The sequence below is a fragment of the Paenibacillus sp. FSL L8-0502 genome (genome assembly GCF_038593055.1).
Lineage (GTDB): Bacteria > Bacillota > Bacilli > Paenibacillales > Paenibacillaceae > Paenibacillus > Paenibacillus polymyxa_D.
Genome location: NZ_CP151958.1, coordinates 305,489 through 322,382, shown reverse-complemented (window position 1 = coordinate 322,382; position 16,894 = coordinate 305,489). Strand labels below are relative to the sequence as shown.

The window sequence follows — 16,894 nt, the reverse complement described above, 5'->3', positions numbered from 1 at the left end:
AGTGCCGTAAGATGTAAGGTGCATTCTATATTTGAATACCAAAATAAGACCCCTCTGTTCAATCTAGTTAGAGGGGTCTTTTCGGTATTGAATTTACTACTCATTACAAACGCACCAGTTCCTCCACCTTCACTGGCTGACCTGTACGCATAGAGCGGTTGGCGGCGATGCCTGTTAAAATGGACCATGCACCATCGATATGTGAGGCCGCACGATGAAACCGATCCTCTGCCGGCTTATCAAAAATATCCCGCAGCATAACTGGATCTCCTCCGCCATGACCACCTACGCCTTCTTCTACCTCGACCTCATAAGGTGCTGCAAAGTGGGGATAGATGGTGATAGTCTTCTCTTTGAGCGCACCCTCATCTGCCTTGCTGCCACCGGAATTAACATAGGATTGCTCGGATACCCGAACCTCCATCCGTCCCTTCGTGCCATTAAATACGATGATAAAGCCCTCCCAAGGCATATAAGCATTCAGTGAATAGTTCATCACCGTCTTGTTCTGATACTTCACCATGACACTCAGCGTGTCTTCTATGCTGATATTGTCGCCAAATACACTTTGATCCCGCACATAGCCGTCCTCATGCTCAGCATCCAGATACATGCTTTTTAGATGCTCGTTACGGTCCAGATGTAGCGCAAAGGGGTCATTTTCCGCTGCCTTGCTGCCGTAAGCCCGTTGATAAAACTCCGTCACACCACGCTGCTCCGCATTTTCCCGGCCGTAAAATTTCAGATCCCCCATCGCATACACCGTCTCCGGTTTCGAGCCGAGCCAGAAGTTCATCAGATCAAAATGATGCGTCGATTTATGCACTAGCAGACCGCCGCTATTACGCTTGTCCCGGTGCCACCGACGGAAATAATCCGCGCCATGCTGTGTATTCAGCAGCCATTCAAAATTGACTGACAGCACCTCTCCGAGCGTTCCGTCCATAATAATCTCGCGGATTTTTGTATTATGCGGCGCGTAACGATAGTTAAAGGTGACGCGCAGCTTCCGTCCCGTGCGGTCTATGGCATCCAGAATGTCTTGGCATTTGTCCTCATCCACCGTCATCGGCTTCTCGGAAATGACATCACAGCCCAGCTCCATCGCCCGGATAATATACCGGTGATGCACCCGGTCAATGGTCGTGACAATGACGATATCCGGCTTCGTCTCCGCGATCATCCGATCAAACTCGTGTGCTTTATAGGTCGCAATCGGCTCATGCTCGTATTTCTCCTGCAACAGCTGATTGGCATAATCCATTCTCGTCTGATTGACGTCACAGAACGCGATCAGCTCCGAGGTATCTTTGAAAACGGTAACAACTTCACCGTAAAAAAATTCGGCTCTTCCTCCGGTACCCACAAGCGCATATTTGATTTTAGCCAATTGGCTCACACCCTTTACATGAATTGCTTTTATTTTATAGTATAAGAAAGAGCGAAATCTTCGCTTTTATTATGATTTTTCCCAAAAAATATACATATATTATCCTTATGTATTCTTTCGTTAAAGGAGACTATCGATATGATCGCTACACCCCGCTTTGCCATTGAGCAAGCGCTACGGACGGTGCCATTCAGCATGTCCGCCGACCATGTCCACCAAGCGCACGAAATCTATTATTTGCTGGCAGGAGAGCGCTACTACTACATTAATCAGCGGGTATACGCGCTCCAGAAGGGCGATCTGATTTGGATTAGCAAACATGATTTTCACCGTACAAGTAACAAGGGTAGCGGTAGCCATGAACGGATTTTGATTAACTTTGATGAAGAATTTGCAGCCTCGCCAATGACTGTCTCTCCCTCCAGCGATCAGAACCAGCCTCTTCTGCCAGAAAAAAGCTTTCTGCTTCGCCCCTCCGCGGAAGAACAATGCGAGCTGGAGCATCTATTCCAGCAAATGCTGGATGAATACTACCAAGAACATGCCTACCGCCGACTATATCTCCAAAGCTTGCTACTCCAGCTCCTTATCCGCATCCGGCGCATACAATCGACCACTGCCGATACCATTGCACCGGAACGTAGCGAAAAGCAGCAACGCGTGTACTCAGTCATCGCATACCTGCATGCTCATTATGCCGAGAGCCTGTCACTAGATCAGCTGGCTGAGCATTTTTATATTAGCAGCACGTATTTGTGCCGTATTTTCAAGCAGACAACAGGTTTTACCTTAGTAGAATATCTTCAAGATGTGCGGGTCCAGCAGGCTCGTGCGTATTTGAGAGAAACAAACTGGAAAGTGACTTCCATTGCTGAAAAAACGGGTTTTGACAGCATCGCTCACTTTGGTCGTGTATTCAAGCATCTTACCGGGCACACCCCGCTACAGTACCGAAAAAAATATAAAAAGGAGTAGCCATACGAAAAATCGGCATCCCCTGTTCCAAAGGTTCTCGGAGTTTTAAAACCCGAAGGGTCGGTGTAATCCAAAATGTGCGTTACATCTCCCTTTACATTACGATAATAGCTGTTACTATAGAGCCATGATCCCTTACTGATTTCAATCAGTAAGGGATTTGGAGCGGAATACCCATTTGAGGTATACCATGTTTCATGATCTTCCCATTTGAGTCCTATCAAAGTCATGTGGAGTGCGTAGCTCGGATGGACTTTATCGGAAAAGGCTGAAAACCAAAACTTGTGATGGTTTTCAGCCTTTTCACACCGTCTTTTGATTAGACACACTCCCGGACATTACGTCAAAAGCTATATGCAGGTCTTCAAGCTGGAATATGTGCATAGCTCGACCGCAGAGACGCTTTGAGCGCTACTTTTTTCAATGCGAGAGGATCATGCGGCTCTTGTTTTATAAATTCAGTCCACTTAAAGCGGCTGGGAGGTATAAATATGCTAAAAACGATATTAGTTGTAGACGACGATGAAGAAATCGTAAAACTCATCACAAAGAGTTTAAGATACGAGCAATTTGCAATAATTTCGGCATATTCTGGGAAAGAAGCCTTATCTGCATTGGAAGAAAATCACATTGATTTCATCGTTCTTGATATAGTGATGCCTGATATGGATGGACTTGATGTCTGCAGAAGTATCCGAAATTCTTATAATGTTCCAATTTTGTTTTTAAGTGCGCGTGATAAGGACATTGATAAAATCGTCGGGCTCGAAATAGGAGCAGACGATTACATGACCAAACCTTTCAGTATTCAGGAGCTTGTCTCCAGGATAAAGGCTCACTTCAGAAAAGTGGACAGGCTTTTTAAAGAGTGGGATGAACTTAGTCCCAGTAACGAAAAGGCGGATTCTCCGCTCATTTTGAACGATAAGACGTTTGAAGCATTCCTGAATAGCAGGAAGCTCGACTTATCAACGAAGGAATTTCAGATTCTGTCTATCCTCATGCGCCACCCCAATAATGTATTGACTCGTGAGCAGATATATGAAAACGTCTGGGGCGACGAATACGGAGAAATAAATACCGTAACGGTTCATATCAAAAATATCCGTAAGAAACTTGGTCCTGAATATGACTTTATTAAAACAATATGGGGCATAGGATATAAATACACGGAAAGAGAGCAATAGTATGAAACTGAAAATAAAGCTTCCTCTTTTGTTCCTGCTGATGTTTATAATATTCATGTTTTCGATTGGAATGTACCTGAAGCTTGTCTTTGCAGTATATTCCCCTATACGCAGTTCATTGCTGGACTCGCGATATATAGCATTGCTCCTGCCCATATTTGCAATTGCCTGTTTCATATTTATTATTCTAATTATCTATATTCATTTTTGCATAGAGAAACCCATTCAGCTTCTGAATACCAGGCTTGAAGAAGTAAATATTGTACATCCACTGCCTCCGCTAGCTCTGAGAAGTAATGACGAGATCGGAGAACTTTATAAACACTTCAATAAGATGGAGCACCGGCTTCAACTCGCGCACAAAGAGCAGATCGATATGATCGCGGCAATTGCCCACGACTTGAAAACACCCTTGACATCTATTAATGGTTTTACTGAACTGCTGGCTACGCACAAGGATTTACCAGAAACTGAAAAGCAGGAATATTATGATTTGATTCAAAAGAAGTCAGGATATATGGTTGAACTCATCAATGATTTTTCCAGCTTCACTAAAGAAAAACTGGAGTTGGAATCTATGGTAGCTACACCTGTAAAAGCATCAAAATTATTTGAAAACATTGCCCTTGAATATGAGTATGAGTTGGCAGGACTTGACAACGAGCTTACTTGCCGCCATTCATTTACGGAAAATATATTGCTGATGGTCAATGAACCGATGATACGTCGGGTTTTCGGCAACCTCTTTAGCAATGCTGTAAGATATGGAGGGAAAAATAAGCTGAAAGTGTATATGACCGGATACCCGCTAGGACAGTATGCCTTTTTTCAAATCGAGGATAATGGAATTGGAGTGCCGGAAAAGGATATATCTTCTCTGTTCCTCAAATTTTTCACTGTGAATAAATCGCGGCAAATCCAAAAGGGCGGACTGGGGCTGGGGCTTGCAAGCTGTAAATCCATTATTGAACATCATAGGGGCGAAATTTGCGCCTACCCTTCCGAATATGGCGGTTTGGGGATAAGATTCAGTCTTCCCTTGGCCGCACAACACTGATTTTATTTGTGCACATTTTCTTTTACTACAGGAGTTAAAGGCTACTGCCAGGTGTGAACACCCAGGCAGCAGCCTTTTTTATTTTTTCAGCGGTTTATAGTTTTTTATATTCTCTTTACAAACATTTATTTTTCTTTTAACGAAGCTTTATCTTTGTGTTGTAAAAATTACTTGTAGTAAAAAAACTACAATCACTAGAACTGGAAAAGGAGGATGTTACAATGTCAATTGAGTTCAGCCGTTGGCCCAATCACTACATGATGTCATACCAAGTCACCAAAGCTTTAGGTATGGCAAGCCTCGGTGCTACGGATGTCACCGAGATCTACGAGGCCTGCAAAAAAATTGACCCCGATGACAAAGATACGTGGCACAGGGAATGGCTCATAACGGCTCAGGCATTGGAAAGACACGGCAAGGAGGCCGAAACGGCTGGAAACTGGTATACAGCACGAAACTGCTACATTCGTGCCTGCAATTACTACAGAATTGCGGAATATGCGGTGATGGATGATGACACCGAGAAAATCCGTGTATTTAAGAAAGTAAATGAACTCTTCGAAGCTGCCGGAAAGTACTTCGATGTCCAACCGGAGAAGATCCAAGTCGATTACGAAGATGTCAAGCTGGATGGTTACTTCTTCTCCCCTTCCTGGATAAAAGGTCCGAAGCCGACCCTTTTTGCTCTCAACGGTGGCGACGAGTGGTCAATTGAAAACTATTTCTGGCTAGGTCCCGCTTTTATTTCGTGTGGATATAACTTTCTGGTCTATGACCAGCCTGGCACCGGCCTCTCGCTGTACGAAAAGGGAAAAGGAAGACGAGCGGACAGTGAGGCTTTCCATTCCCGAGCAATCGACTTTCTTCTAACGCGGCCGGAAGTCGATCCCGATAAGATTATCGTGCACGGTGAGAGTTTTGCGGCTTACGACTCTTTGCGATTCGCTTCGTTCGATCACAGGATTGCTGCCGTCATCTCCGACGGCGGTACGCACGCCTTTGATTGGGATGCAATGCTTAAATGGATGCCACCGAGTCTGGCCGCACATGGCATGAGAATTCTGGGGGCAAAAAGCTTGGAGGACTTTGCGGGTAATCCGCGTTTTGCCTATGATCTTGAGGGCGTGCTCCACCAGATAGAATGTCCGCTTCTTGTAATGCACGGAGCGGAAGAGATATTGGTTCAGCCAAATCCGCTGACACAAGCCTTGAAAAATTATGAGCAAGCGGGTTCGAAAAACAAGACGTTCTTCCCGATAGAGGATAGACGACTTGGCGGATTAGAACACTGTCAGGTAGACAACATCAACGTGCTGCATGAGGTAGCGCTGAATTGGCTCTGCTCAATTGGGCTTGGGCCAGCCGCACCTCGCCCTGAGTGATTGCCAAGACGTCATAACGTAAAAGTCTATTTCACTCGCATTCTCCTTTCGTAGTTTTGAATATGAGTCAATCGTTTCTTTTGTTGTGTCTAGATTATCAAATAGTACAGAAGAAATTTCAATGGACTGGCGTAGATAGTATGTTGATGACGTAAACAGCATGAAATACGAGTACATTTCCGTCCGGACAACTAAAGAGGGTGTCGCTAATCAGCTGTAAATTAGCTGTTTCGCTGCACCCTCCATTCATTTGGGCATGCCTCTCTGATGATTCATAATATTCACGGCAATACATCATCTGAGTATACCTCAAGCAGGTTATTAATATGATTTCTGCTCACGGGAAGATTGGTAATCTCATGACCATTAAAAATATCGACGTTCCTTGCTTGTTTATAAGGCCCCCACAGCGCTTGATGCTTTTTCTGCATCTGGTCACCTTCCTCCCCGGCCACGGGTCATCCCGTGCCTACTTGACCGCCTTGGATATGATCTGATTCAACTTTTCAATAGTTGCCGCAGCATCCTGCTTGCCCAAGAACATCAGGTCGATGGTCTCCGTGATATCCGAGTTCAACCCCGGCACCTGAGCATCATAGGCCAATGCAGATCCATGAGCATGCCCTATGTTACGTCCCTCGGTCAAATAGCTTGAATGCTCAATGGTCGCCTTTTTCATAATGCTCTCATCTGCGGCAGCAAGCGTACCCATGGCATTCCCACCTTCAACCAGCCGCGCCTCCTGCCCCTTCACAGAGACGTAGAATGCTGCCAGCTTCATGGCCTCTTGCACATGCGGACTATTTTTATTTACAGCTACATAGGCAACCGGAATGGCAACGGGCTCATTCTTTCCGCTATTGGATGGCCAGTAGATATAATCAAAGTCGAGGCTTTTATTTTGATTAAACAAGGGCTCCAGCCATCTTCCCGCCGCCAGCATACCGACTTGATTGGACATGAACATCGCGTCAGCCCCTTGCCCTTTGGGAAGTGATCCGAGATATACGGCATTTCCCCTTTTCACCATATCGTACATAAAACTGAAGGCTTCCTTGCCCTTTTCATTGTGGTCCAGCACATATTTGCCTTGTTCATCAAAAATCTGACCGCCATTCGACCACACCCATGAATACCAGTGAGCCCACCAGTTTTCCGCAATATAACCCTGTTTTCCGGCTGCCTTCAGCTTGGAAGTAGCCTCCTCAAAGGCATCCCAGTTCCACTTGCCTTCGTCATAGTATTCTTGCGGCGTCTTCACGCCTGCTTCCTTGAATACCTTTTTGTTGTAATACATGACCATCGGGTTTGAGTCGGGAGTGACCCCATAGATTTCCCCATCACGCTTTGCCGGTCCCCACAATCCTTCTGGAAAATCCTCAGCCTTCACATCACTTGCATCACTTTTTAAAAACTCACCCAAAGGCTGTACCTGCTTCGCCCCGATCAAACGCGCAATCGTCGGTTCATACGAATAAAACACATCCGGTCCGCGACTTCCCTGAAGCTGTGTCAACAGCTTTTGCTCATATTGGTCTCCCGGTACAGGCACCAGCTTAACCTCGATATTCGGGTTTTCCTTTTCAAATGCATCGAGTGCCCGCTGATACACCTTTACCTCCGCAGGATTACCCCAAACCTGCATCGTAAGCCGCACTTTTTGCCCGTCTGTGTTCTCTATTTTGGGAGAGGTACTGCATGCCGCTGCAAGTAAAAACAGAACGATGAGGAAAAATCCAATCTTTATCCAGCTCATGTAATCGTCCACTTTAACCGCCTCCTGTAGCTTCACTTGGTTGTATGCCTTCCTATTTTAAAACGCTTACAAAACTTCCCTATCATCATATGTAGAAGGGTGAGACACGATATCCCCATTTTCATTTTCATATAAATTTTCTCTTTTGGAGGACTCTGATATGACAGCGATCAAGGGAAAGTAAAGGCTGCACAACAAAAAAAGAAGAATGCAGATCACCTGCTTCCTTCTTTCGTATTCCTTGAGCTATAATTCAGTTTTCTAAATCTTTATTAGCATCTTTTCAAAAGTATTATAGCCGTTCGTTTCGCCTATATACGTATAACCGCATTGTCTGTAAAACTCGCTAAGCTTGTCATTGCCCGCAATACAGTCTAAACGGATTCGATCCTTGCCTGTAAAGTGGATACCTTGTTCAATCCATTGCATCAGCTCAAGGCCTAGACCCTTCCCGGTGCTATCGCGATCCACAACCAAACGATGCAGATATACTGAGGTTCCTCCCTCAGAATCCGTTTCGTCTAATCCCCACAACTTACGGTCCCATGCACTGGGCTGCTGCTGCAAGATCACTGCGCCTGCCAAGCCATGATCCTCTGATGCTCGGAAAATAATCACTTCTCCACGTGCAATAGCGCCGCCTAGGTTGTGATCATCTTTTCCTTTTAGTAAGCGTCCCCATTGCGTAGAGCCTTTGCTGTGCAGCCACCTGGCCGTCTTTAAAATTAACTCCTGAACCTGCTCCTGATCTTCAGTGCTTGCCTGAAAAGCCATTAATCCTGGTTTGACGGATGATTCGACAATAGTCATTGATGTCATGCTGCACCTCAGCTCTCTAATTTTCCTTATGTATAAAATATAGCATAAAAAAAGAGCGTCGGTGATCTGGCAGAGCGTTAAAAATATGTATACTACTATACTCTTATCGGTCATTTATGGTGAAAAATGTAACCTTTCTAATCTTTTCAACCGATGATATCCGTATGAGAACAGTTGGAAAGGTTGTGAATGAGGTGCCAAGCCGTAATCCATATCTCCTCAAAAAGATATTTGGCATTAACAAAGAACGTATACTCATTTTCGCGCTGCTGCTGATCCCGGCTATCGCCGCCTTTATTGGAACACGGCCTATGCCTGCACAGTATATTTTGCAAGGAGAAATGCATCCGGTCAAAGATCTTGGCGTTCAGGGAAGCGTGTTTTTTTCGTCTGTTCAAACGGGTATTGCTAACAATCTCCTGGAGCGTTGGAATGTATATTCCAGTGAAAATGTATCCGGGGGTGCGATTAAGTTTGAACCCATTACCCCTGATGAAGTGGACTCTTATTTGGAGGACCTTTCAGAGACGGACACGCTAAAATATTCTGCTATGCAAGCTGTACATGCAGCGACGGAATTAAGTGTAGACAGCGAAACAGGTGGTGATTCAACAACTTTCTCGAATCTTAGCAAATTGGAAGATGCTCGCTATGCGGAGCTATTGACTCATTTGCAGGATCTTGCGGGGAATTCCTTGGGTCTGATGACAGGCATCGGACTGTATGAGGAAGCCAATAACATCGACTTTTCAGATGGCGGACGTCACAAAATTGCAGGCACTGGCACGATGGAAGAATACGGAGATGTCGGATCGGTCGGTGGGCTGGAGCAAAAACTGCTGGGAGCCGAGGCGGCAAAGGTTGATCTATTTTTCGTACCGGCAGATTATGAATGGTATGGGGAGGAAGGCAACGAAGCAGAGGCTGCCCGAGTCCAAAAGGAACATGGACTCAAGCTGCGCATTATCCCCGTAGAAACACTGGAGGATGCTATCGTGTATTTGAAGCAACTAGACTGGGAGGAAGTACATCTTGAATGAATCAGATTCCAAAGCATTTCCATCCAAGACAGCTGGCAGCGTACACCAAGCCTTGCTAGCGGTGGGCACTATAGGTGAATTTATTATCCTTATTTTTACGTTAGTGTATATTTACGCAAATGATTTTTATTATGATCATCTATACGAATTGGAGCAAAAATTTACAGTCTTTAGCTTTGTTCTGTACTACATGTGTTTTGTAACCTATCTGATCTGGCTAGTTCAAGTACATAAAGCCATCCGGCAAAAACATTCCGATTATCCGATTCGTACCGTGGGAGCCATTGCTCGCATGATTCCTTTTATTAACTTGTGGGGATTCTCCAATACATTCACCCATATTTATAGGTACTTTGCGCTCCACCCCGAATTGGGGCGTAAAGCTCGTTATATTCAAAAGATGATTGTTCCGCTATATTTTGTCTGGTTTGGTGAAGGAATTATTAACCGGATTCTTATCTTACATTTTTCCCAAATGGAATCGATGTCCATGTTGTTGGGAGCTATTATGCAAACCACCAGAATGGCCTTCTTTTACTGCATGACACGGATCATTCACAATAGTCTGGTTATGCTGAATAAAAAAAATGAAGAAGAATTGCAATAAAAAAACGAGCTGGCCTCCACGTCAGCTCGTTTCAATTTCTGGTAAAGTATATTACTTCATCCCCAGGATTTAATGCGTCTGTGAAGCAGGTACAATTCGGTATAATCCTGAAGTCTCGCCCTCCGCGGGACGTACTTCCTGGATGACCCAGCCTAATGACAGTACCCGCCCAAGCCGATCATACTCAGCCTTCGTCAGTTCGGATGTAACGGCTTCGCTTCCTTCCTCCAGGGACAGCTCAGGCTCCCGTCTGAACGCAACGGCAATCCACGAACGAATGCCCCGGATCGTATTGTACTTGATCTGATATCCTTCCGTTACCGCGCTGACAAACACCTCCGGCTCTTGGGACGCCAGCCCGGTGACAAGCTCTGTGTAATCAAAATCGGATGGTCCGTTCGTTGGCAGCTCATTTTGCTGCACCCGACGGATTAGTTCCTCTTGGGACCAGCCTAAAGAGCGTAATGATTCCAGCAAGAGCGCGTCCCATTGGGAAATACGTACTCTTTTCGTCGATTCAGTCATCGTTTTTTACCTCCTTTGGGTCATGCACATCGTACGACCGCTTTTAACCCTAACGGTTAACCGGATATGCTACATAATGGCCGGGACTGATTTCTCTCAGCTCGGTCGCACTGTTGTTCTCCTTGTCCCATACTAATGAACCGTCTGGTTGGGCCAAGCCTCCCCCCAGTCCCTCACGCTCTCCGACTGCTCTCGGATCAGGCACAGGGATAGAGGACAACAGCGCCTGCGTATAAGGATGAGCGGGCTGCTCATACAACTCATCTGCATCAGCTACTTCTACCAGTCGCCCATGGTACATCACACCGATTCGGTCTGAAATATGCCGCACCATCGACAAGTCATGGGCGATGAACAGGTACGTCAGCCCGAACTCCTGCTGAAGATCCTCCAGCGTGTTAATGACCTGCGCCTGGATGGACACATCGAGTGCCGAAATCGGCTCGTCACAGACGATGAACTCGGGGTTCACGGACAGAGCACGAGCGATGGAAATCCGCTGGCGCTGCCCGCCGCTGAACTCATGCGAATAGCGATACAGATGCTCCCGCTTCAGCCCTACCTTTTCAAGCAAAGCCACTACAGCATCTTTACGCTCACTCCCCTGATGCAATCTGTGAATATCCATCGGCTCACCGATCAGTTCAAGCACGTTCATACCCGGATTAAGAGAGGAATATGGGTCCTGAAAAATGCTCTGAATGCGCCGACGCAGCGGCTTGAGCTGTTTATCGTTCAGCTTGGAAATATCCTGACCGTCAAAGCGTACCGTACCTTCTGTATAATCGTATAATCGCGTCAGACAGCGTCCAACCGTTGATTTCCCACTACCTGACTCACCGACCAGTCCGAACGTCTCGCCACGCTTGATTTGAAAGCTCACGCCATCTACCGCCTTGAGTACTTCAGAGCTACGCCCTAACAAATCCTTTGCGGTCACAAAATGCTTCTTAAGCTGGTGTACCTCTACCAACGGCTGATGCTCACCCAATACATCGTTTGCTTCACTCACCGTTATTCCCCCCTTCCGCATGGCCCGCTTCGGGCGTCTCGTAGACTCCAGCAGGCACGGCGTCCGGCTCGTTCAACCAGCAGGCTGCTCGCTGGTCCGGGCGCAGCTCCACCATCGGCGGCCGCTCTACACAGCGGGCAAACGCATGCGGGCACCGTTCCATGAACGGACAGCCCGATGGCGGGTTCAGCAGGTCCGGCGGCGTGCCCTCAATCGGCACCAGCCGCTCTCGGAAGCCGTTCGTACGCTGGGGCACAGAACGCAGCAGGCCCTGCGTATACGGGTGGCCCGGACGATAAAAGATATCGTCCACGCGTCCCTCCTCCATCACCATGCCGCCGTACATCACGATGACACGGCTGCACACCTGGGCGACGACGCCCAGATCATGGGTGATTAGAGCAATCGACATGTCGGATTGCTGCTTTAAAGACTTGAGCAGCTCCAAGATTTGCGCCTGAATCGTCACGTCCAGCGCTGTAGTCGGCTCATCTGCAATCAGCAGCTCCGGGCTGCACGAGAGCGCCATAGCAATCATCACCCGCTGGCGCATCCCGCCGCTGAATTGATGCGGGTATTGGTTCATTCGGCGCTCCGGCTCGGTAATGCCTACTTGTCGCAGCAGTTCTACAGCTGCTTGCGTAGCCGCTTCCTTGCTCAGTCCTCGATGTCTGCGAATCACCTCGACCAGGTGATAGCCAACCTTTTTGACCGGATTCAGCGAGGTCATCGGGTCCTGAAAGACCATCGCAATCTGGTTTCCACGTATTTTTCGCCATTGCTTTTCCGTCAGAGCGGTCAGACTTTGTCCCCGATAACGGATATCGCCGTTCAGCCGCTTGCCCGGCGGGGCTATCATTGACATGATCGCTTTCGCTGTCACACTTTTGCCGCTGCCGGATTCTCCTACGATTCCTACCGTTTCTCCAGCATCAATATGAAAACTAACCCCTCGAACTGCCTGATTCTCCCCCTCACGAGTGAAAAACGAGACCTCCAGCTGTTCGACGGACAGTAGATGTTCTGTCATTGTGTTTTCGCTCCTTCCTATCGCTCCTGGAGCCATTTGTAATGGGCCTGTACTATGAATCTATGAAACTATGAATCATCGTTTTACTAATTTGGGTTCAAAGCCTACACGCAGCACATCTCCCAAAACATTAAAGCTCAACACAGTCAGTAAAATAAGCAATCCCGGAAACAATGCCATATATGGGGCCTGTGCAATATATCCTTGGGCATTATTCAGCATACTGCCCCACGTAGCATTCGGCAGCTGAACACCAAAGCCGAGGAAGCTCAGTGACGATTCCATCATAATTGCTGAAGCGATATTGTTCGTCGCCCCTACGATAATTATCGGAATCAGATTCGGTACAATGTGCTTCATAATAATACCAAACGTACTTTGTCCCGAAGCTTTGGCGTATAGTACATACTCCCGTTCACGCAACGTCATTGTCTCTGCACGGACCACCCGGGCAATGTTCATCCACATGAGCAAGGCGATAATGACAATGATATTGCCGACGCCCGGCTTCAAAAACACACTCAGCAGCAAAATAACCAAGAAAGACGGAATCGACATGATCAGCTCCAAAACCCGCATAAGCAGATTGTCGATCCATCCTCCAAAATACCCGCTCACAATACCTACCACTGCACCGATACTGGTCGCAATAATCATGGACGCGAAGCCTACCAGCAATGATACACGTCCGCCGTACAGTGCTCTTGTAAAATAGTCCCGCCCATAATCATCCGTTCCAAACCAGTGTGCCGCTCCCGGTGGTTGGAGACGCTCCAGCACGTTCAACTTATTCGGGTCCTGCGGCGATAAAAATGCGAAAATCGCCCCCAGCGAAAATACAATCAATAGTATGAGGGCGACGGCGCCCATTTTGCTCGTCATCAGCTCGATCCCGATGTTGCGCCATTTGCTCCGATTCATGAATTCACCTCGTTGATTTAATTCTCGGGTCCGCAATGCTGTACAAGATATCCGCAAGCAGATTACCCAGGATCAGCAGCAGAGCGGAAAATAAAGTAATCCCCATGATGACAGGATAATCCATCCCTTTTACCGCCGTCATGCCCAGCGAGCCAATGCCCGGCCAGGAAAATACCGTCTCCGTCACAATGGCTCCAGCCACCAAGTCCGCAACCGACATTCCGAGCAGCGTAATGATGGGCAGCAGCACATGCTTGAGCACATGTCGAAACAAAACTAGTCTTTTTCCAGACCCGAACGCGTATTGAATCTGCACGTACTCTTCCTTGAGCTGCGTAATTGTGCTGGAACGGATGTACCTCACATACACAGACAGAAAACCGAAGGCCAGTACAAAACATGGTAAAATCCCATGCTTGATCACATCCAGCACCGAGTCCGTACCGATGGTACGCATCCCAGTACTCGGAAGCCAATGCAGATAAATCGCAAACAAATAAATAAGTAAAATACCGAGCCAAAACAGCGGAACAGAAATCCCGATGTACGACATCAGATTAATGAGCTTGTCGATCCAGCGATTCCGATTCGCCGCAGCCGTCAAACCAAGTGGGATGGCAACCAGCACAGCAAGTATGATGGATGCGCCCATTAACCCGGCTGTAGCCGGGAGACGGTCGAGAATCTGATCCAGCACGGGCTGGTGATTAATTAGCGAGTAGCCGAGATCACCCGTTAGACTCTTTTTAAGCCATAATATGTACTGCACGTAAGCGGGCTGGTCCAGCCCCAAGCTATGCCTCATTCGTTCAATGTCTTCCAGATGCATATTCGGTGTAACAAAAGAGAGAACCGGATCACCTGGGGCCAGCTTGATCAAGCCGAAGCAGACGATGGACACAAAAAATAGCATCGGTATAACTTGCAGCAACCTTCTGGCGATGAGTTGTCTCATACGTTTCCCTTCCCCTTGCTGTTTTCGAAAAAAATAAGCTGGTTAGCCCAGCTTATTTTTGAAAACCCTGTCTTATTTGTGATAAATTTTGGACAAATCCTCGAAAATCACGACCGGCTTCAGCACAGCCTGATCAATACCGCCATACTGCTTGTCGAAGGCTACAATAGTCTTGGTGTAAGCAATCGGATAGATGACAGCATCCTCAGCCAGCAGCTCTTGTACCTTTTTATAAATTTCTCCACGTTTAGTCGTATCCGACTCACCCGCGCCCTCTTCCAGCAGTTTATCCACTTCCTTATTCGAATAATGCGAATAGTTGGAGGATGATCCGGTGCTATACAAAATACGATATGCGTCAGGGTCATACCCCATGATGTAGCCGCTGATCGCCAGATCAAAGTCCTTGGCATTCGTATCGACGAACTTTTGCGACCATGCCGATGAATCCATGCTGTTCACGTCCAGCTGAACGCCTATGTCCTTTAACTTCTGCTGGATATAGAGTGCTTGTGCTTCCTGTACCTTGTTACCGCCCGGAATGATAATGCGCAGTTTCAGTCCTTCAGCTCCAGCCGATTTCAGCAGCTCTTTTGCTTTGTTCACATCATTATTAAAAAATGCAACGTCGTTCGTGTGATACAGTACGTCCTGTGTCAGAGCAGATTTTGCAGTGTCTGCATAATCCTTGGAGCCATAGGAAACTTGAATCAACTCATCCTGACTTAATGCATAAGAAAGCGCCTGACGCACTTCTTTTTTGTTCAACTGCTTCGTATCACTGTTTTCATTAAACATCAGATAAGCCAAGCGACCTTCGCTGTAAGGGAAAATGTCAAACTTATCTGTTGCTTTAATGGTCTCCACATTTTGCGGATCTAGATAGTTTACATTGATCTCACCATTTTGAAGAGCCAAATTCGCAGCATTCGAATCTTTAACAATCCGATATGTTACTGAATCCAAATGCGGCTTGCCACCAACATAGTTATCGAACCGTTCAAGTGTAACGTACTCACCGGTTTTGTACTCTTTAAATTTGAAAGGACCTGATCCAATCGGTGAGTTGTTTTTCGTGCTTTTCTCAATATCCGCTTCATTCTCGAAAATGTGCTTCGGAATCGGGGATACCTGTACCAATGCTGCCTCAAAAGCAGGAGCTGGCTGAGGAAGCTTGAAATCCACTGTTGTATCATCAACCTTGCTTACCTGAACCGGTTTGCCATTAACCATAAAATTACTTCTCAAAAAGCTGTGCTGCTTCTCATCCAAAATTTTGTTAATGGTGAAAACAACATCGTCAGCTGTCAGCTTCTCTCCATCATGCCAAGTCAGATTTTTTTTCAGTTTTAGTGTATACGTCAGCTTGTCTGCTGAAGGAGTCAGACTGTCTGCCAAATAAAATGTCTTTTTGCCATTGTTCACTTGAAATAATGGTGCGAATATCGCCTGGTCTATCGTCAGACTTACCCGATCACCCGCATAGTTCGGATTCAGCACCACCGGATCAGCTTGTACGCCAATGATCAGGCTGCCACCATCTTTAGGCTGTCCGTTATCAGCTGTTGTGGTAGCTGCACCAGTCGTATTTCCATTCGTCTCAGACGTAGATCCAGAATTACCGCCGGAGCATGCACTTACAACCAACATCAATACAATGAATACCAATACACCAGTCAAATTACGACGCATCGCTCTAGCCCCCGTGTTCTCTTAATATGTAATAAATTTATTATAAATCGGAATAGTCGGATTTACAATCGGTCAAAAACTGTTTATTCCCCTTGTCATTAGCATTCCAGACATTATGTGATCGAATCTAGAAAAAAGACACCCGGTAAGGGTGTCTTCAGAGTATCCACAAACTGATCAGTGCCAGGATGGCAGGCAGACCTTGCTTTAATAAAATAGACTTGTTGGCAGTTAATGCACCATATACCGCAGCCACTACCACACAAATGACAAAGAATAATTGGATTTGCCGCCCGATTACAGGTTCCGGATAGAACAAGCCCCACACCAATCCGGCTGCCAGAAATCCGTTATACAGCCCCTGATTTGCTGCCAGGGATTTGCTTGCTTCCGCCAGCTCCTTCGAGGTCCCGAACGTACGCATCGCCCGCGGAGTCGTCCACAGAAACATTTCCAATATTAGAATGTACACATGTTCCAGAGCTACAATTCCGACCAATATTGAACTAAGTAAGCTCAAGGTATGTTCCTCTTTTCCACATAAAG

Annotated in this window: 17 protein-coding genes; 6 read left to right on the top strand and 11 right to left on the bottom strand. The window is 46.6% G+C overall.

Annotation, left to right across the window (positions count from 1 at the left end):
• Positions 1–103: 103 nt before the first annotated feature.
• Positions 104–1,390 (bottom strand): Gfo/Idh/MocA family oxidoreductase, encoded by a 1,287-nt coding sequence (locus NSQ57_RS01385; protein ID WP_029516876.1) that lies wholly within the window; start codon positions 1,388–1,390, stop codon positions 104–106.
• Between the two features lie 138 nt (positions 1,391–1,528).
• Here NSQ57_RS01385 and NSQ57_RS01380 point away from each other — a divergent pair, with 138 nt between their 5' ends.
• From NSQ57_RS01380 to NSQ57_RS01365, 4 genes are all read left to right on the top strand, one after another.
• Positions 1,529–2,365 (top strand): AraC family transcriptional regulator, encoded by an 837-nt coding sequence (locus NSQ57_RS01380; RefSeq protein ID WP_342425528.1) that lies wholly within the window; start codon positions 1,529–1,531, stop codon positions 2,363–2,365.
• 491 nt (positions 2,366–2,856) lie between these two features.
• On the top strand, positions 2,857–3,552 hold the full coding sequence (locus tag NSQ57_RS01375) for a response regulator transcription factor (RefSeq protein ID WP_322252986.1): 696 nt from the start codon (positions 2,857–2,859) through the stop codon (positions 3,550–3,552).
• Position 3,553: 1 nt separating this feature from the next.
• A complete protein-coding gene (locus tag NSQ57_RS01370; protein ID WP_342425527.1) occupies positions 3,554–4,609 on the top strand; it encodes a HAMP domain-containing sensor histidine kinase in 1,056 nt (351 codons plus the stop codon).
• Positions 4,610–4,830: 221 nt separating this feature from the next.
• Positions 4,831–5,991: an alpha/beta hydrolase gene (locus tag NSQ57_RS01365; RefSeq protein WP_165149242.1), complete on the top strand. Its 1,161-nt coding sequence runs from the start codon at positions 4,831–4,833 to the stop codon at positions 5,989–5,991.
• A 281-nt stretch (positions 5,992–6,272) separates the two neighbouring features.
• Here the strand turns inward: NSQ57_RS01365 and NSQ57_RS01360 are convergent, their stop codons facing one another.
• From NSQ57_RS01360 to NSQ57_RS01350, 3 genes are all read right to left on the bottom strand, one after another.
• Positions 6,273–6,422: a hypothetical protein gene (locus tag NSQ57_RS01360; protein WP_318628172.1), complete on the bottom strand. Its 150-nt coding sequence runs from the start codon at positions 6,420–6,422 to the stop codon at positions 6,273–6,275.
• A 38-nt stretch (positions 6,423–6,460) separates the two neighbouring features.
• On the bottom strand, positions 6,461–7,759 hold the full coding sequence (locus NSQ57_RS01355; RefSeq protein ID WP_318628171.1) for a sugar ABC transporter substrate-binding protein: 1,299 nt from the start codon (positions 7,757–7,759) through the stop codon (positions 6,461–6,463).
• Between the two features lie 249 nt (positions 7,760–8,008).
• Positions 8,009–8,566 carry a GNAT family N-acetyltransferase gene (locus tag NSQ57_RS01350; RefSeq protein ID WP_029516882.1) on the bottom strand — a complete coding sequence of 186 codons (558 nt, stop codon included), beginning with the start codon at positions 8,564–8,566 and terminating at the stop codon, positions 8,009–8,011.
• Positions 8,567–8,730: 164 nt separating this feature from the next.
• Here NSQ57_RS01350 and NSQ57_RS01345 point away from each other — a divergent pair, with 164 nt between their 5' ends.
• Positions 8,731–9,606 (top strand): S16 family serine protease, encoded by an 876-nt coding sequence (locus NSQ57_RS01345; protein ID WP_342425526.1) that lies wholly within the window; start codon positions 8,731–8,733, stop codon positions 9,604–9,606.
• The gene (locus NSQ57_RS01340) at positions 9,599–10,213 is read left to right on the top strand and encodes a hypothetical protein (protein ID WP_342425525.1); all 615 of its coding nucleotides are present in this window, start codon (positions 9,599–9,601) and stop codon (positions 10,211–10,213) included. The genes NSQ57_RS01345 and NSQ57_RS01340 overlap by 8 nt, the downstream gene beginning before the upstream one ends.
• A gap of 69 nt (positions 10,214–10,282) precedes the next feature.
• Here the strand turns inward: NSQ57_RS01340 and NSQ57_RS01335 are convergent, their stop codons facing one another.
• The 7 genes from NSQ57_RS01335 to NSQ57_RS01305 form a co-directional block, all read right to left on the bottom strand.
• Positions 10,283–10,738 (bottom strand): hypothetical protein, encoded by a 456-nt coding sequence (locus tag NSQ57_RS01335; RefSeq protein ID WP_342425524.1) that lies wholly within the window; start codon positions 10,736–10,738, stop codon positions 10,283–10,285.
• A 49-nt stretch (positions 10,739–10,787) separates the two neighbouring features.
• Positions 10,788–11,771 carry an ATP-binding cassette domain-containing protein gene (locus NSQ57_RS01330; protein WP_342425523.1) on the bottom strand — a complete coding sequence of 328 codons (984 nt, stop codon included), beginning with the start codon at positions 11,769–11,771 and terminating at the stop codon, positions 10,788–10,790.
• The gene (locus tag NSQ57_RS01325; protein WP_342426109.1) at positions 11,743–12,780 is read right to left on the bottom strand and encodes an ABC transporter ATP-binding protein; all 1,038 of its coding nucleotides are present in this window, start codon (positions 12,778–12,780) and stop codon (positions 11,743–11,745) included. Before NSQ57_RS01325 ends, NSQ57_RS01330 begins: the two co-directional genes overlap by 29 nt.
• Positions 12,781–12,855: 75 nt before the next feature.
• The gene (locus NSQ57_RS01320) at positions 12,856–13,701 is read right to left on the bottom strand and encodes an ABC transporter permease (protein WP_342425522.1); all 846 of its coding nucleotides are present in this window, start codon (positions 13,699–13,701) and stop codon (positions 12,856–12,858) included.
• 4 nt (positions 13,702–13,705) lie between these two features.
• Complete coding sequence (locus tag NSQ57_RS01315; protein ID WP_029516889.1) at positions 13,706–14,656, bottom strand: ABC transporter permease; 951 nt, start codon at positions 14,654–14,656, stop codon at positions 13,706–13,708.
• 72 nt (positions 14,657–14,728) lie between these two features.
• A complete protein-coding gene (locus tag NSQ57_RS01310) occupies positions 14,729–16,348 on the bottom strand; it encodes an ABC transporter substrate-binding protein (protein WP_342425521.1) in 1,620 nt (539 codons plus the stop codon).
• Positions 16,349–16,505: 157 nt separating this feature from the next.
• Positions 16,506–16,868 (bottom strand): DUF1304 domain-containing protein, encoded by a 363-nt coding sequence (locus tag NSQ57_RS01305; protein ID WP_013308326.1) that lies wholly within the window; start codon positions 16,866–16,868, stop codon positions 16,506–16,508.
• Positions 16,869–16,894: the final 26 nt, after the last annotated feature.

What these genes read in the sequence shown, in the direction of transcription:
- NSQ57_RS01380 (WP_342425528.1), top strand. Translation starts at nt 1,529, where the DNA reads ATGATCGCTACACCCCGCTTTGCCATTGAGCAAGCGCTACGGACGGTG.
- NSQ57_RS01375 (WP_322252986.1), top strand. Translation starts at nt 2,857, where the DNA reads ATGCTAAAAACGATATTAGTTGTAGACGACGATGAAGAAATCGTAAAA.
- NSQ57_RS01370 (WP_342425527.1), top strand. Translation starts at nt 3,554, where the DNA reads ATGAAACTGAAAATAAAGCTTCCTCTTTTGTTCCTGCTGATGTTTATA.
- NSQ57_RS01365 (WP_165149242.1), top strand. Translation starts at nt 4,831, where the DNA reads ATGTCAATTGAGTTCAGCCGTTGGCCCAATCACTACATGATGTCATAC.
- NSQ57_RS01360 (WP_318628172.1), bottom strand. Translation starts at nt 6,422, where the DNA reads ATGCAGAAAAAGCATCAAGCGCTGTGGGGGCCTTATAAACAAGCAAGG.
- NSQ57_RS01350 (WP_029516882.1), bottom strand. Translation starts at nt 8,566, where the DNA reads ATGACATCAATGACTATTGTCGAATCATCCGTCAAACCAGGATTAATG.
- NSQ57_RS01345 (WP_342425526.1), top strand. Translation starts at nt 8,731, where the DNA reads ATGAGAACAGTTGGAAAGGTTGTGAATGAGGTGCCAAGCCGTAATCCA.
- NSQ57_RS01335 (WP_342425524.1), bottom strand. Translation starts at nt 10,738, where the DNA reads ATGACTGAATCGACGAAAAGAGTACGTATTTCCCAATGGGACGCGCTC.
- NSQ57_RS01330 (WP_342425523.1), bottom strand. Translation starts at nt 11,771, where the DNA reads ATGCGGAAGGGGGGAATAACGGTGAGTGAAGCAAACGATGTATTGGGT.
- NSQ57_RS01325 (WP_342426109.1), bottom strand. Translation starts at nt 12,780, where the DNA reads ATGACAGAACATCTACTGTCCGTCGAACAGCTGGAGGTCTCGTTTTTC.
- NSQ57_RS01320 (WP_342425522.1), bottom strand. Translation starts at nt 13,701, where the DNA reads ATGAATCGGAGCAAATGGCGCAACATCGGGATCGAGCTGATGACGAGC.
- NSQ57_RS01315 (WP_029516889.1), bottom strand. Translation starts at nt 14,656, where the DNA reads ATGAGACAACTCATCGCCAGAAGGTTGCTGCAAGTTATACCGATGCTA.
- NSQ57_RS01310 (WP_342425521.1), bottom strand. Translation starts at nt 16,348, where the DNA reads ATGCGTCGTAATTTGACTGGTGTATTGGTATTCATTGTATTGATGTTG.